Annotated in this window: 14 protein-coding genes; 4 read left to right on the forward strand and 10 right to left on the reverse strand. The window is 66.3% G+C overall.

Features of this window, described 5'->3' with window-relative positions:
* Positions 1–3: 3 nt before the first annotated feature.
* The 3 genes from QQL28_RS26695 to QQL28_RS26705 all read right to left on the reverse strand — a co-directional run bounded on the left by QQL28_RS26695 (position 4) and on the right by QQL28_RS26705 (position 1,825).
* Positions 4–876, reverse strand: a complete 873-nt coding sequence (locus tag QQL28_RS26695) for a bifunctional helix-turn-helix transcriptional regulator/GNAT family N-acetyltransferase (RefSeq protein WP_284270267.1) — start codon at positions 874–876, stop codon at positions 4–6.
* Between the two features lie 44 nt (positions 877–920).
* The gene (locus QQL28_RS26700) at positions 921–1,337 is read right to left on the reverse strand and encodes a cupin domain-containing protein (RefSeq protein WP_284270268.1); all 417 of its coding nucleotides are present in this window, start codon (positions 1,335–1,337) and stop codon (positions 921–923) included.
* Positions 1,338–1,423: 86 nt separating this feature from the next.
* Positions 1,424–1,825, reverse strand: coding sequence for an Ohr family peroxiredoxin (locus QQL28_RS26705; protein ID WP_284270269.1), 402 nt, complete (start codon positions 1,823–1,825; stop codon positions 1,424–1,426).
* Between the two features lie 147 nt (positions 1,826–1,972).
* On the opposite strand from QQL28_RS26705, the gene QQL28_RS26710 reads away from it, so the two are divergent.
* Positions 1,973–2,437: a MarR family winged helix-turn-helix transcriptional regulator gene (locus QQL28_RS26710; RefSeq protein ID WP_284270270.1), complete on the forward strand. Its 465-nt coding sequence runs from the start codon at positions 1,973–1,975 to the stop codon at positions 2,435–2,437.
* Between the two features lie 18 nt (positions 2,438–2,455).
* On the opposite strand, the gene QQL28_RS26715 is transcribed toward QQL28_RS26710, so the two are convergent.
* The 6 genes from QQL28_RS26715 to QQL28_RS26740 all read right to left on the reverse strand — a co-directional run bounded on the left by QQL28_RS26715 (position 2,456) and on the right by QQL28_RS26740 (position 10,633).
* Positions 2,456–3,127, reverse strand: a complete 672-nt coding sequence (locus QQL28_RS26715; protein WP_284270432.1) for a VOC family protein — start codon at positions 3,125–3,127, stop codon at positions 2,456–2,458.
* A gap of 192 nt (positions 3,128–3,319) precedes the next feature.
* Entirely contained in the window at positions 3,320–4,501 is a 1,182-nt protein-coding gene (locus QQL28_RS26720) for a VWA domain-containing protein (protein ID WP_284270271.1), read from the reverse strand.
* Complete coding sequence (locus tag QQL28_RS26725; protein ID WP_284270272.1) at positions 4,498–6,735, reverse strand: DUF5682 family protein; 2,238 nt, start codon at positions 6,733–6,735, stop codon at positions 4,498–4,500. Before QQL28_RS26725 ends, QQL28_RS26720 begins: the two co-directional genes overlap by 4 nt.
* A gap of 15 nt (positions 6,736–6,750) precedes the next feature.
* The gene (locus QQL28_RS26730; protein ID WP_284270273.1) at positions 6,751–7,827 is read right to left on the reverse strand and encodes an ATP-binding protein; all 1,077 of its coding nucleotides are present in this window, start codon (positions 7,825–7,827) and stop codon (positions 6,751–6,753) included.
* Entirely contained in the window at positions 7,824–9,254 is a 1,431-nt protein-coding gene (locus QQL28_RS26735; protein WP_284270276.1) for a DUF5691 domain-containing protein, read from the reverse strand. Before QQL28_RS26735 ends, QQL28_RS26730 begins: the two co-directional genes overlap by 4 nt.
* Positions 9,251–10,633: an SWIM zinc finger family protein gene (locus tag QQL28_RS26740; RefSeq protein ID WP_284270278.1), complete on the reverse strand. Its 1,383-nt coding sequence runs from the start codon at positions 10,631–10,633 to the stop codon at positions 9,251–9,253. The genes QQL28_RS26735 and QQL28_RS26740 overlap by 4 nt, the downstream gene beginning before the upstream one ends.
* A 185-nt stretch (positions 10,634–10,818) precedes the next feature.
* On the opposite strand from QQL28_RS26740, the gene QQL28_RS26745 reads away from it, so the two are divergent.
* Both QQL28_RS26745 and QQL28_RS26750 read left to right on the forward strand, forming a co-directional pair.
* Positions 10,819–11,454 (forward strand): PadR family transcriptional regulator, encoded by a 636-nt coding sequence (locus tag QQL28_RS26745; RefSeq protein WP_284270280.1) that lies wholly within the window; start codon positions 10,819–10,821, stop codon positions 11,452–11,454.
* 13 nt (positions 11,455–11,467) lie between these two features.
* Complete coding sequence (locus QQL28_RS26750) at positions 11,468–12,115, forward strand: O-methyltransferase (RefSeq protein WP_284270282.1); 648 nt, start codon at positions 11,468–11,470, stop codon at positions 12,113–12,115.
* Positions 12,116–12,121: 6 nt separating this feature from the next.
* Here QQL28_RS26750 and QQL28_RS26755 read toward each other — a convergent pair whose 3' ends face one another.
* Positions 12,122–12,706: an isochorismatase family protein gene (locus tag QQL28_RS26755; RefSeq protein WP_284270284.1), complete on the reverse strand. Its 585-nt coding sequence runs from the start codon at positions 12,704–12,706 to the stop codon at positions 12,122–12,124.
* A 98-nt stretch (positions 12,707–12,804) separates the two neighbouring features.
* On the opposite strand from QQL28_RS26755, the gene QQL28_RS26760 reads away from it, so the two are divergent.
* Positions 12,805–13,680: a LysR family transcriptional regulator gene (locus QQL28_RS26760; protein ID WP_284270285.1), complete on the forward strand. Its 876-nt coding sequence runs from the start codon at positions 12,805–12,807 to the stop codon at positions 13,678–13,680.
* The last annotated feature ends 24 nt before the right edge of the window (positions 13,681–13,704 follow it).

The raw sequence follows: 13,704 nt of genomic DNA on the forward strand, positions 1-13,704 counted from the left end.
TGATCAAAGCCGTTTTTCGAAGAACAGGTCGGGGTAGGGGTCGTCGTTGAAGCGCGGGATCTCGCTCCAGCCGGTCCTGCGGTAGAGCTGGCCGGCTTCGGGGAGGGCGCTGTTGGTGTCGAGGCGCAGCACCGTGATGCCGAGCTCGCGCGCCGCGTTCTCGCTCGCCTCCATCAGGCGCCGGCCGAGCCCCAGACCGCGCGCGGACGGGCAGACCCACAGCCGCTTGATCTCGGCATAGCCATGGTCGGTTCCCTTCAGCCCGACGCAGCCGATCGGGAGTGTGTCCGACATCGCGACAATGAACGTGCCGCGCGGGCGGACCATGTCCTTGGCGTCGGGGTCGCGCGACAGCTTGACGTCGAACCCCTGTTTGAAGCGGCGTGCGAGCTCGGCATAGTACTCGCCGAGGCAATAGCGCGCCTCGTCGCTGCGCGGGTTCATGTCGGTCAGCGTGGTGCGGCTTTGCCCGAGCGCGGAGCCGATCAAGTCCATCGCGGCGAGCAGCGCGTCGCGTTGCGAATGGCCCGCGAGCAGGGCCTCGGCCTGCGCGTTGGACAGCGCCTCGTAAGCACTGAACTCGCGCCGGCCGGCGCGCGTCAGCCGGGCGACGCGTCGACGCGCATCGTCCTCATGCGGGCTCGTCTCGATCATCCCTTCGTCTTCGAGCGAGCGCAGCAGGCGGCTCATCAGCCCGGAATCGAGGCCGAGATAGTCGCGGATCTCGGCGACATCGGAGCGTCCGTGGCCGATCGCATTGAGCACGCGCGCGGCACCGAGCGGCCGGCCGCGCCCGAGGAAGGAGGTATCGAGCGCACCGACGGCGGAGGTGACGGCACGGTTGAAGCGGCGGATACGGGAGATGGGGTCGAGCATATATCTGACTTTAGTCAGATAATATCTTCAGTCAATAGGGCGCTTCACTTCGCCAGCGCCAGCAGCGGCTTGTCCTTCTCGACGATATAGGTTGCAAGCTCGCTGGCGGTGCCGCTGCCGACGTTCTTCGCGGCATGGACGGTGCCGGCCGGGATGAACAGCACGTCGCCCGCCTTCAGCGTCACCGGGCCTTTGCCTGCGACATCATATTCGATCGCGCCCGCGAGCACGTAGATGATCTCTTCGCCGGGATGAGTGTGGTTTCCGAACGCCACGCCAGGCGCAAGATCGACGCGGACCTGGACGGCCTCGCGTCCGGGAGCGCTGAGGTCGTGACGCTGCAGATCGGTGCGCGTGACGCCGGGCTGGCCCTGTGCCGCGGCCGGCAGGGTGAGAAGATTTCCGGCGAGCAGGGCGGCGCTCGCCAGAACACGTACGGTTTTCAGGGGATGGTTGCTCATGGTTGGCTCCTTCGTCGGCTTGACCGCACCGCACGGACCCAGCCGATGTCGGCTGGTCCGCGTCGGAGATGTGCGGTTCGATCCGTTCAGATGAGGGTGGTGGTCACGTCGATGTTGCCGTGGACGGCCTTGGAGTAGGGGCAGATGCCGTGCGCGGCCTCGATCAGCTCCTGCGCGACCGCGCGGTCGACGCCGGGGACGCTGACGTTCAGTCGAGCGCGCAGGAAGAATGCGCCGCCGGCATTGTTGAGATCGATCTCGGCGTCGACTTCGGGCTCGCTCGGCAGCTTCACCTTGCGCTGCTGCGCCGCAAGCTGGAGCGCGCCGAGGTAGCAGGCCGACCAGGCAGCGGCGAAGAGATTTTCGGCGGCCGGATGCGGCTGTGCCAGCTTGATGTCGAGAAAACCGTCCGCTGAGTGTGCGGCGCCGTTGCTGCCCGCGGTGACGTGGGTCTTGCCGGTGAAGAGAACTTTTGCAGGCGTGGTCATGACGAGGTCCTTTCGCGTTATTTTGATCGTATCCGATCTAATCGTATGCGTGACGAAATAAACCTGGGCTCCGTCCAGGTCAAGCTCTTCCGATTTAATCGGATGCGATTTATATGGATCCAGAGATCACAAAGCCCGGAGGTTCCCGTGACCCGTTCGCCGAAATCCGCGCCGAGCGGCCGAAAACTGTCGAATTTCCTATGCTTTGCGGTCTATTCCGCAAATCTTGCCTTCGGCCGCGCCTACAAGCCGGTCCTGGATGCGGTCGGGCTGACCTACACCCAGTACATCGCCATGGTGGCGCTGTCGGAACAGGACGAGCAGACCGTCGGCGTGCTCGGCGAAAAGCTGTTCCTGGAATCCAACACGCTGACGCCGATCCTGAAGAAGCTCGAGCAGATGGGCTACATCCGCCGCCACCGCGATCCCGCGGACGAGCGGCAGGTGAGGGTGAGCCTCACGCCTTCGGGGAGAAAGCTGCTCGACAGGGATCTCGGGGCGCAGATCGTCGAGGCCAGCGGCCTCGGCGACGACTTTCCGGTGGTGCAGAAGACCGTGAGCCAGCTCCGCGATAACCTCCTGCGCGTAACGCAGGAGGTCGATGAGTCCTGAGCCGCGTAGAGCCGTTCTTCAAGTCGGCAACGGCTGGCCAGCCTGCTCCTTGACGATGTAGTCGGCGTACCAGTCCGGCCAATTCTCATCGAGCTTGCCGCCGGTCCGCTTCTCGTGCTCGCCATGCGCGCTGGCCGCGCGCCGCAGCGCGCTTGCGAGCTCGGTTGTCGAATTGAACGTCGTGTCGGCCTCGACGCGGCCCGGCAGGCGCGTCGTGATCTCCTGGAGCAGCCAGCCATTGTCGTCGGGATCTCGGAACGAGGCGAAGGAGCGGTAGCTGCTGCGCGCAGGCTCCGGGCCGCTGACGCGGCGCGAGCCGAAGAGGTAAGGCTCGTCCGGGCCGCTGTGCGTATCGCCACCGCCGTGAAAGACCTCGCCGACCTCGATGCCGCGAGCAACGAGCGCGTCGCGGGCGGCCTGGATGTCGGAGACGATCAGATACAGGCCCTGCGCGGAGCCGGGCTTGGCCGGCGTGACGTTCCTGCCGAAGATGACCGAGGCGTTCGAGCCCGGCGGGGTGAACTGGATCACGCGCCACTCATCGCCGGAGACGAAGTCGGCATCGAGCCGCCAGCCGAGCTTTGTGTAGAACGCCTTGGCGCGATCGACGTCGGAGACGGGCACGACGACGATCTCGAGCTTGAAGTCGACGGCACGGGTGATCTCAGTGCTTGCATTGACGCTGGTCATGGATCGCTCCTCGATATCCTCGATATGAGTATCGCGGCCGCTGACGTAGGTCATTCCGGCGGCCGGGCGAATACGCGCTGATCGGCAGACACAGTTTCGTCACGCGAACGAATAGCGGCCGGCTGGGCAGCGGCGTGCACATCGCAGGATGGCGTGAATTTGTGGCAAGTCAGCGGAGGGCCGCCAGCGGGACTATGTTTCGGGTCGGATCAGCTTGATGTCCTGGTCGGCGGCCCAGCCGGCAACGTCCTCGCGCTTCAGTGCGGTGCCCATTAGATCCGGAAACTGGTCGGGCGTGCAGGCGAAGACAGGGATGCCGAGGCCGGCGACCTTCGCCGAGAGTGTGGGATTGTAGGCTGGGCGACCGGTATCAGTGAGCGCCAGCAACACGATCACGTTGACGCCTCGCACCGCGAGCCGCGCCAGCCGGTCGACCAGTGCGTCCGCATTGCCGCCCTCATAGAGGTCGCTGATCAGGATCAGGTGTGCCTTGGCGGGCCGCTCGATGCGTTCCTCGCAATAAGCGACCGCCCGATTGATGTCGGTGCCGCCGCCGAGCTGGACGCCGAACAGCACCTCGACGGGATCGGCGAGCTCCTCGGTCAGGTCTACGATTGCTGTGTCGAAACAGACGAGCTTGGTTGCGACCACCGGCAGCGAGGCCATCACCGCCGCAAAGATCGAGGCATACACGACGGAGGTTGCCATCGATCCCGACTGATCGACGCACAGAATGACTTCCTCCAGATCGACGATGCGTCGCTGCTGGCGCAGGAAGCCGATCAGCCGTTCGGGCACTACGGTGCGGTGTTCGGGCTGGTAGTGTCGAAGATTGGCCTTGATCGTGCGCGGCCAGTCGATGTCGGCAAAACGAGGGCGGTTGGTGCGCAGCGAACGGTTCAGCGCACCGCGGATCGCATCCGCAGTGCGTCGCTCCAGCCGCTCCATCAGCTCGGCCACCACCTTCGCGATGACGACGCGGGCGGTGTCCTTGGTCTTCTCCGGCATCACGCCGCGTAGGGCGACCAGATCTGCGATCAAGTTGACGTCCGCATCGACGGTCGCGAGGAATTCGGGCTCGACCAGCATCTGGCGCAGACCCTTGCGCTCGAAGGCGTCCTTCTGGATCACCTGCACCACGGGGGCGGGGAAGAATTCGCGGATATCGCCGAGCCATTTCGCGACGCGCGGCGCCGACCCGCCGAGCCCGCCGCGACCCTTCTTCGGCGCTTCGTCACCATCGCCATAGAGCGTTGTCAGGGCCTCGGACATCCGGCGGTCGCTGTCGGACAGCGTCGGGCCGTTCTCCGCATCCTCGGCATCGACGCCGAGTGCAAGTGTCCAGCGACGGCTGCGTTCGTCGGTCTCGCTCATCGTGCCGCTCCGGATGTGAGGAGTGCGAGGATACGTGTCTGGTGCTCCGGCCAGATATCGCTTGCGCGTGCGATCAGCCGATATCCTCTGGCGCCACCCGTGCTGCGTGCGAATAGCGCGTCCATCAATCGCCTGCGTTCGGTGCGGTCGAGCGCCGAGAATACGCGGCGGAACAGCGGCAGGCTGGCAGTGAAGGCCTCATCGTCCAACGTCATCAACCAGGCGTCGACCGCGCCGCGCAACGCTCCATCATGGATCAGCCGCTGACCCGCGCCCTCGAAGAACCCTTCGAAGAAGCCGGCCGCTTCCGCGACCGGCGTTCCCGGCGAGAGCATCCGCGCCAGCAGGCCTGCCGCGTCCTCAGCGGCGAGCAGCTCGGCCTCGTAGAGGAGCCGGGCGGCGGTGCCGGCGATCAGCCGGGTCGCCTGGTCATCGTGCAGCAGGGCTGTCAGCGCGTCGCGCCATTTGGCGACGACGTCGGCCTCGAGTTGAGCGAGCTGGATCGCGGCATCGCCCGCCAGGATTGCGCCGCGCAGCTTGGCCGCGGCTGGACCGTCGAGATTGCGCGCGGCGTAGGGCAGGGCGAGAGACGCCTGCACCACGATGCGCGGCATCAGGGCGGCGAGATGCTCGACCGTGCCGGCGCGCGCCTCGCCATAGCGCAAGATGTCGGCCATCGGTGGCAGTGCGCCGAGCAAGGCCTGGCCATCGCTGGTGAGCGCCGCCTTGGTCTCGAGCGCCCCGATGCCGCATTCGGTGGCGCGCGGCAGATCGGCGATCATGGCATTGCGCACGAGGCTCGCCAGCGTCCCGAGCTCGGCCTCCTTGCCTATCGCTTCGATGAGGCGTCCACCGGCGGCTTCCGCGATGGTCGAGCCGTAGATGAGATTTTCAACCAGCCTTACCGCGAATTCCGGCTCCCAGCGCAACTGCCAGTTCTCGCGAAATGTGCCGCGGCTGCGTCCCATATCCGTCAGCCGTCCCCAGAGTATGTCGAGCACGTTCAGCCGGTGCAGCAGCGTGGAGCGCATTAGCCCGCTCTCGCTGCGCAGATCCAGCGTCAGCGGTCGCTCCAGCGCTTCGGGTTTGAGCCGCACCGCCTTCTGCTGGCGCTGAAGGTCTTCAAGCAGCGGCGCGAGTGGCGTCGCGGACGGGATCGATCCGACGCCCGAGCCGATCAAGAGCACCGCCGAAACATCGTCCCACACGGCGCGCTCGCCATTGCAGAGGCAGGCGATGGCCGCCTCCCGCAGTTCCGCGAAACCCGGTGCAGGGCGGCCGCGCAGGGCCGCAAGCGCGGTGCCGAGCCGCTGTGCCTCGATCACCGACGCCGTCGATACGAAGTGACCGCGATCGCGCAGCACGCGCGCGACCGTGGCCAGCCACACCGCAGCCCGATCGCCCTCGGGTGTCCCCCAGAGATGCGCGCACCAGCCGGGCGCGACCACGCCCGCGCCATAGCCGCTCGCGCGGGCCAGACGCGGCGCGGTCCATGGCGCCCAGGTCGCCTTGATCTTCGTCTTCGGCCGGCCCTTGAGCAGTTCGCGATCTGCGGCAAGGCTGCGGCGCTCGCCGAGCGCCGGCACGTGCCACGCACCGCAGACGACCGCGATGGGGCCATCGCACTCCTTCGCGACTTTCGCGATCTCGATCCGCATATGCGCTTCGCGCGCGGCCTCGCGGGCCGACAACGGCTTTGCTTCCGCGCGGAGTGCCGTCATCGCGTCGGCGACGGCCGCGAACACGGGGCCCGACGCAGGATTCTCCTCGATGACGTCGGACCACCAGGACTCGCCGTCGTCATATCCAGCCGCCGTCGCGAGCGCGCCGATCGGATCGCGGCTGACCGGATCGTCGTCGGCGCTCTGCGCCGTCTCCTCTGCGATGCCGCCGGCGGCGACGCCGAGCCTGTCCGATGCAGGCAGATCGATGAAGCGCAATGTCGCGCCGTGGCGCACCGCCCAGCGCACGGCCTGATATTCCGGCGAATAGTCGGCAAAGGGAAAGAAGCTGGCGTTGGCGGGATTGTCCTCTGCATAGGTGAGCAGCGCCACCGGCGTCACCATGTCAGGGTCGCCGAGCATCGGCAGCAGGTCCGATGCATCCGCAGGGCCCTCGACCAGCACCGCGACCGGCTTGAGCATGTCGAGCGCGTCCACAAGCCGCCGCGCGGATCCCGGCCCGTGGTGTCGGATGCCGAACAGGGAGACCTGACCAGAGACTTGGCCTGCCATTTGGCCCGCCTGGTCTCAGATCAGATCGGTGAGCGAGGCATAATAGCCTTCGAAGCCGCGCCGCTTCTTCAGCACGGTCTCGAGATATTCGCCGAGCACAGCAGTGTCCTGCACTGGGTCCTTCACGACTGCGCCGATCATGTTGCTCGCAAGCGTTTCGGGCGTCAGCTCGCCGTCATTGAAGAACGTCGCCTGGCTGATCCCGCCGATCATCACCGCGATCGCCTCAGCGGTCGAAAGCCCGCCCGAAGGCGTTTTGAGCGCGATCTTGCCGTCCTCGGTCGAGCCGGAGCGCAGCTCACGGAAGATCGAGACCACGCGCGCCACCTCGTCGGCGACGTTCTTCGGCGCCGGCAGGTCGAGATTTTGCGCCATCTCGCCGACGCGCTTGACGATGATCGCCACTTCCTCCTCGGCGCTGTCGGGCAGCGGCAGCACCACGACGTTGAAGCGGCGCTTGAGTGCGGAGGACAATTCGTTGACGCCCTTGTCGCGGTTGTTGGCGGTGGCGATGATGTTGAAGCCGCGCTGAGCGTAGACCGCCGTGTTGAGCTCGGGGATCGGCATCATCTTTTCGGAGAGCACGGTAATCAGCGTGTCCTGCACGTCGCTGCCCATGCGCGTCAGTTCCTCGAAGCGGCAGAGCTTGCCGCCTTCCATCGCGCGCATCAGCGGGGTCGGGACCAGCGCCTCGCGGCGAGGCCCGTGCGCGAGCAGCTGGGCATAATTCCAGCCGTAGCGGATCTGGTTCTCGTCGGTCCCGGCCGTACACTGGATGACCAGCGTCGAGTCGCCGGTGATGCCGGCCGCGAGATGTTCAGAGACCCACGATTTCGCGGTGCCGGGCACGCCGAGCAGCAAGAGGGCGCGATCGGTTGCCAGTGTTGCAACGGCGGTCTCGATCAGCCGCCTGTCGCCGACATATTTGGGCGAGACCGTCGTGCCGTCGGCAGCCTTGCCACCCATCAGATAGGTCACGACCTGCCGCGGCGAGAGTGCCCAGCCTGGCGGGCGATGGCCGTCGCCGGCGGCGAGCGCCTTCAGCTCGGCCGCATAGCTCTCCTCGGCGGGCAACCGCAGTTTCTCGCTCATGGCTTCGCTCCATTGTCGTCCAACGCGGCGTTGAGCCGCAGCATGTCGAGGCGCGGGTCGCCTTGCAGCAGGCCTGCGCCGGTCAGGTGTTCCAGCGACTGTCGCGCTCCATCGCGCGAGGCGATGAGCCCGACCGCATAAAGTTCGCTAACTTGATCGGAAGGCTTTGCATCGTCCCGCCGGAGTGCGGCGAGCAGCGCGTTGCCCGCAGGTGCCGAAAGCGGATCGGCGAGCCGCGCCGTTGCACCTGCGATCAGTTGCGCCGTTTCGAAGTTGATGCCGTGCCTGCGCAGGGCGACTTCGGCAAACCTTGCGCGCTCGCTGGGCGCAAGCCGCGGAGCCAGCGCCACGACCAGTCCGGTCGCATCGCGTTCGCTGATGGCCTCGGCCGCCTGCGTGACGAGCGCATCTGTCCCGGTCTCCGCGATCAGCTTGATCAACGCGGTGTCGGCCGCTTGGTCCACGTTCCAATCCCAGGCGGCAACCAGCTCGTGCGGTGTAACGCCGAGCGCACCCGAGAACGAGGTGAGATCGGCGCCGTCGAACAGTGCCTTCCGGCGTTGCCATCGTGCCGGCGTCTTGGGCGGTTCGGCCTGGATCACGCGCGAGCGGCGCAAGAGCCCTTTGGTCTTCAACGAGAAAAATCCGGCGAGTTCCGCAACATCCTCGCCGGCCCCAGGACCCCGGCCGAGACGCGCAAGCAGCGATGTCGCAAGTGCCTTGACCTTGGGGGCGCGGTCGTTCGCTGCGATGCCTCCGAGGAAGGCGATATCGTCATCGGATAATCGCTCCGACAAGAGCGATAGCAGGCGCAATCGCGCATCGGCGCTCTCGTTGCCGAGCTTTGCCTCGAGCACCGTGCGTGCCGCGGATGGATCACGGCGCCTCAGCTCGGCCAGTGCCGCCTTGCGCGCCGCGGGCCAAAAATCCTCCCAATTGTCCGCGGTGAGCCGGTCACTCGTCTGCTGCCGTGAAGCGATATTGGAGGCGGCAATCTCCGCCCAGTCGCGCCAAGCGGCGTAAACATCGGGCGCATCCTCGTCACCGGCCTCGGGCATCCAGTCCGCGGGATGCGAGGTCCAGCCGCGAGCTGCGAGAAAGTGGACGAGTTCGTTCTTGAGCTGCGGGTCCTTCTTCGCTGCCATAAGGCGACGCACGAGCGGGCGCAATGCCTCGGGCACGGTCGGCAGTGCGAGCGCGGGAATGTCGGGCAGGAAGCGCAGGGTCGAGGATGGCTCTGTCGTCACTGCGACGGCGAGGAACTGGCCAGAAAGGGCGAGCAGCCGCAACTCCGCCTCGGCAGGATCGTCGCCGAACTCGGCGCGCCAGAACGGCGCGGTGGGCGTGGCCGCCGAACCCATTGTCCAGCGGGTCAGCACCGCGCCGATCGCGTCGTAGATCGCCTGAGCATTCGCTGCCTCGGTCATGGTGGCCCGATCCGCCCCCAGGGAGTTTGCGCGGCCAGGATGGTGAGCCGGTTGCCCGACCAGATCGCGGCTGTGCGCGTGAGGCTGGTGCCGCACAGGATGCCCTGGGCTTCGGTAGCGACGGGCAGTGTCATCGCGCCGTCGGCTGATCGCCACCATATGTGGCCGGTGTCGTCACGCGCGATCCGCCCCTGCGGCAGCAGCAAGGGAATATCGATGATCCAGGGTTCAGCGAGCAGGGGGCGGGTCAACGCGTCGCTGGGCGCTTCGTCCGGTATCGGCCATTCGGCCGACGTCTCCTCCGTGGTGTCCCGTCGCACGAGCAGGGCGCGGAGCGGCTGCTGCGATGGGTAGAAAGCGAGTTCGCCCTGGAAGCGCTCACCGGGCGTGAAGACCGAGCCGCGCCGTCCGGCACTGGCGGGAAAGAAGTCGAGCAGCATCGCAAAGCGTGGACCGGTCGTGGCCAGATTGAGCAGCCAGGTGGTCTGCGATACCAATCCGTCGCGGCGCGTCCGGACCTGCTCGGCGAGCACCTCCCAGGGCGCGTTCACGCGCAGCGCTAGCGGATCGGTCAGCACCGTCTCGCGTGTCTCTGAGGTCGCGACCGCGCGCCGGATCTCGGCGTCCCGCGGCGTGGCGCGAAACGCGCGAGCAAGCAGCACCAGCTTGCCGAGTTCGACGACCGCGCCACGTGGCCGGTCGCCTGCCGGGAGCGCGAGCAGTCGGCCTGGCAATTCATCGATCCGCCCGGCCAGCACCGCGGCCTTACCATCGACGAGCCGCGCCGCGATACGCCGGCATCGCGCCGTTACGTCGTCGATGAACGGCGACAATCCCAGGCGAAGCTGATCGCCGACCCATTGCTCGAGCGCGTCGAGTGCATCCAGGATCGCGCGCTCGGTCTCGTCGCTACGCTTCGCGGCTTGCGCCTCACGCCGCGCCGCGTCCTTTGGATCTTCGATGGTCTCCGGCTCCGCGCGCTGAGCAGCGCGCAGGTCCTTGTCGCCGGCCGGCGCAGCATTGCCCGCTGGCTTTGCGGCTGATGCGCCGCGCCGACGGCCCAGCCAGTCGCTGACCCAGGAGGGCGTGTCGGCTGGCGTGAACGGCACGATGGCTTCCGCATTCAGCCACAACAGGCCGAGCACGTGCTTGCAGGGAAATTTGCGCGACGGGCAGGTGCACTTGTTGCCGAGATCGCGCAGGTCGGCCATCACCCGGTAGGGATTGGCGCCGGAACCGGCGCATTCGCCCCAGATCAGCGCGCCGTCCCCGCTGCCGCCGATACCGGACCATTTCGCAGGCTTGGCGAGCCCTGCGGCTGCCTTGAGCGAAGATTGATCGGTAGCGAGTTGCTCGACCGCTTTCAGATCAATCGCCACGCCGGGGTCCCAAATCGAATCCAGGACGGTGAGTATATCGGGGAAGGATCCCAGCGGCATGTCCAAGTCGTGACGCTTTGAATTTGCTGGTGAAACCGCCTTCGCAAGATCATCACGCCCTCGTGGCTTGCGTTTTTGATCTCAAAACATATCTTACGATATATCTAACATAGGAGACGTAAGATATGTTTCGAGACAAACACCACAATCGACCTGACGGAGACGAGCGGGAGTTCCGCTTTGCCTTTGCCATGGGCCGGCATGGCGGGCGGCATCGCTTCGGCCGCGGCGGGCATGGCTTCTTCGGACGCGGCGGTGGCGCCGACTTTCCGGGCGCCCGGCGGCTGTCGTCGCAGGACCTCCAGCTCGTCATCCTCGCCTTGCTCGCCGACCAGCCGGCGCACGGCTACGAGCTGATCAAGACCATCGAGGAGCGTTCGGACGGTTTCTACAGCCCGAGCCCCGGCGTGATCTATCCGGCGCTGACCTATCTCGAAGAGGTCGGGCACGCCAGCGTCGAGCAGGACGCCGGCCGCAAGCGCTACAGCATCACCGCGCAGGGCCAGGCCCATCTCGCCGAGCATCGTACGACCGCGGATGCGATCCTTCAGGCGCTGTCGCGGATCGGACGCCGCATGGACGAGGTGCGCGAGGCCTTTGCCGGCGTCAGCGATCTCGATGGCGATGCCTCCGACGAGTTGCATCGCGCCCGCCACGGCCTGAAGCGCGCGCTTCGTTCCAAGCAGGGCTGCGAACCCGATGAAGCGCGGCGGATCGCCAAGATTCTCGACCGCGCGGCGGCCGAGATTCTGCGGAGCTGAGGGGAATACGATCATGTCGCAAGAGCAACCGCACAGCCCGATCCAGGATGCGCGTGTCAACGCCGTGATCGAACGCATGCAGGCCGCGCGGCGCCGTCCTCCGGGCGGCGGACCGCGCGGCGGCTTGGGTAGCCGCGATCCGCATGCCTATGCCGAGCAGGGCTTTTCCATTCATCCCGAGCAAGGCGAGCTGATCTACCTGTTGTGCCGGGGCATGGGCGCGACACGCGTTGCCGAGTTCGCAACCTCGGTTGGCATGTCGACGCTCTATTTCGCGGCCGCGATGCGCGACAATGGCGGCGGCACCGTGATCGGCTCGGAGATCGTGCCGGCCAAGGTCGAGACTGCCGGGCGCAATCTCGACGACGCAGGCCTTGCCGCCTACGCCGAGATCCGCGAGGGCGACGCACGCCAGACGCTGCGCGATCTCGGCGGCCCCGTCGACTTCATCCTGATCGACGGCTGGCCGGGCGGGGAGGGACCTTCGCTTGCGCGCCAGGTGATCGAGATCGTCGCGCCGCAGCTTCGCATCGGCGGCTACGTCATGAACGATAATGCCGAGCCGGATTTCCTGGAGTTCGTGCGCGATCCCAAAAGCGGCTTCGTCTCGATGACGCTGCCGCTCAAGGGCGGCACGGAGCTGTCGCTCAAGGTGAGATAACGCTCGTCAGGCCTGCAACGCCTGCATCACGACCTGCACCACCTGGCTGCCTTCCGGCGTGGTCCAGTTGCCGACGAGTTCGGCGATCAGTTGATTGGTTCCGGTGAGCGTGACGCCGCCGCGTTCCATCCGGCGCAGCGCCATGTCTTCGCCGATCGTGCTCGGCGAGCCGCCGGCATCGACGACGACCTGCACGTCAAAGCCTTCGCGGACAAGCGCGAGTGCCGGAAATACCGTGCAGACGTCATTGGTGACGCCGGCAATGATCACCTTCCTGCGTCCGGTCGCCCGGACGGCGGCAGCGAAATTCGCATCACCCATCGCATTGACGATGCCGATACGCTTGATCCGCGCCGCGAATGCTTCCGGCAGTATCTCCGCAAGCTCGCCGAGGAGCGGGCCTTGCGCGTACTCCTCCATGCTGGAGGTCAGGACCACCGGCAGCTTGTAGATCCGCGCGAGCTTGGCGAGCATCAGCGCGTTGCGCTTCATCTCCTCGAACGGAATCGATTTGACCCAGCCCATGGTGCCGACCTGGTGATCGATCAGCAGCATTGCGGCGTTGTCGGCACTGAATTTTTCATAGGTCACTGCGTGCTCTCCATGTGTTGCGCGAATTGTCCGTCAGATCAAAAATGGGATAAATACGGATGAATTGAATTGACTGATCCATCATTGGAGCAATTGGAATGGATCATCTGAACGACATGGCCTTGTTCGTCGAAGTGGTGAAGGCCAGGAGCTTTCGGCGGGCGGCCGACGCGATCGGCGTGCCGAACTCGACGCTGTCGCGCCGGATCAGTGCGCTGGAGAAGGCGGTCGGGCTGCAGCTCCTCAACCGCACCACGCGCAAGATCGAGCTGACGGAAGCCGGCCAACTCTATTTCGAGCGGTCCAAGCGCATCGTCGAGGAGGCGCGGCTCGCGCACGAGCAGCTCGGCGAAATGGTGGCGCAGCCGAACGGAGTGCTGCGCGTCTCGCTGCCGGTGGATTTCGCCGCCATCTACCTGACGCCGCTGCTGTCTGAATTCGCCACGCACTACCCCGGCATCAGCTTCGAACTGGATCTCACGCCGCGGCGGGTCGATCTCGTGGGCGAGCCGTTCGATGTGGCGATCCGCATGGGTGAATTGTCCGATTCCGGCCTGATCGCGCGTCTGCTCGCCCGCGTGCCGCGCCATCTCTATGCCTCGCCGCGCTATCTGAAGCAGGCAGGTGAGCCCAAGGAGCCGGGCGAGCTCGCTCAACATGAATGCCTGTGCATGCCGCGGACGGCGTCCTGGACTCTCCAGGCCGGAACGAAGAAACGCGACATCGCGGTCAAGGGCCGCTTCACGCTCAACAGCGTCGGCATGATCTGTCGCCTGGCGGTCCACGATCAGGGCATTGCGCTCTTGTCCGAGGCCATCGCCGCCGAGGACGTGGCGCGAGGCCGACTGCGCCGCGTGCTGCCGAAATGGCAGGCCTCCCCGATCTCGGTTTATGCGATCACGGCGACGCGCCTGCTGCCCGCGAAGACGCAACGCTTCATCGAATTCCTCCAGACCCGCCTGGGACGCGCGTAGCTGCCGGCGAGACCAACAAAGGGA

Source organism: Bradyrhizobium iriomotense, assembly GCF_030160715.1.
GTDB classification, from domain to species: domain Bacteria; phylum Pseudomonadota; class Alphaproteobacteria; order Rhizobiales; family Xanthobacteraceae; genus Bradyrhizobium; species Bradyrhizobium iriomotense.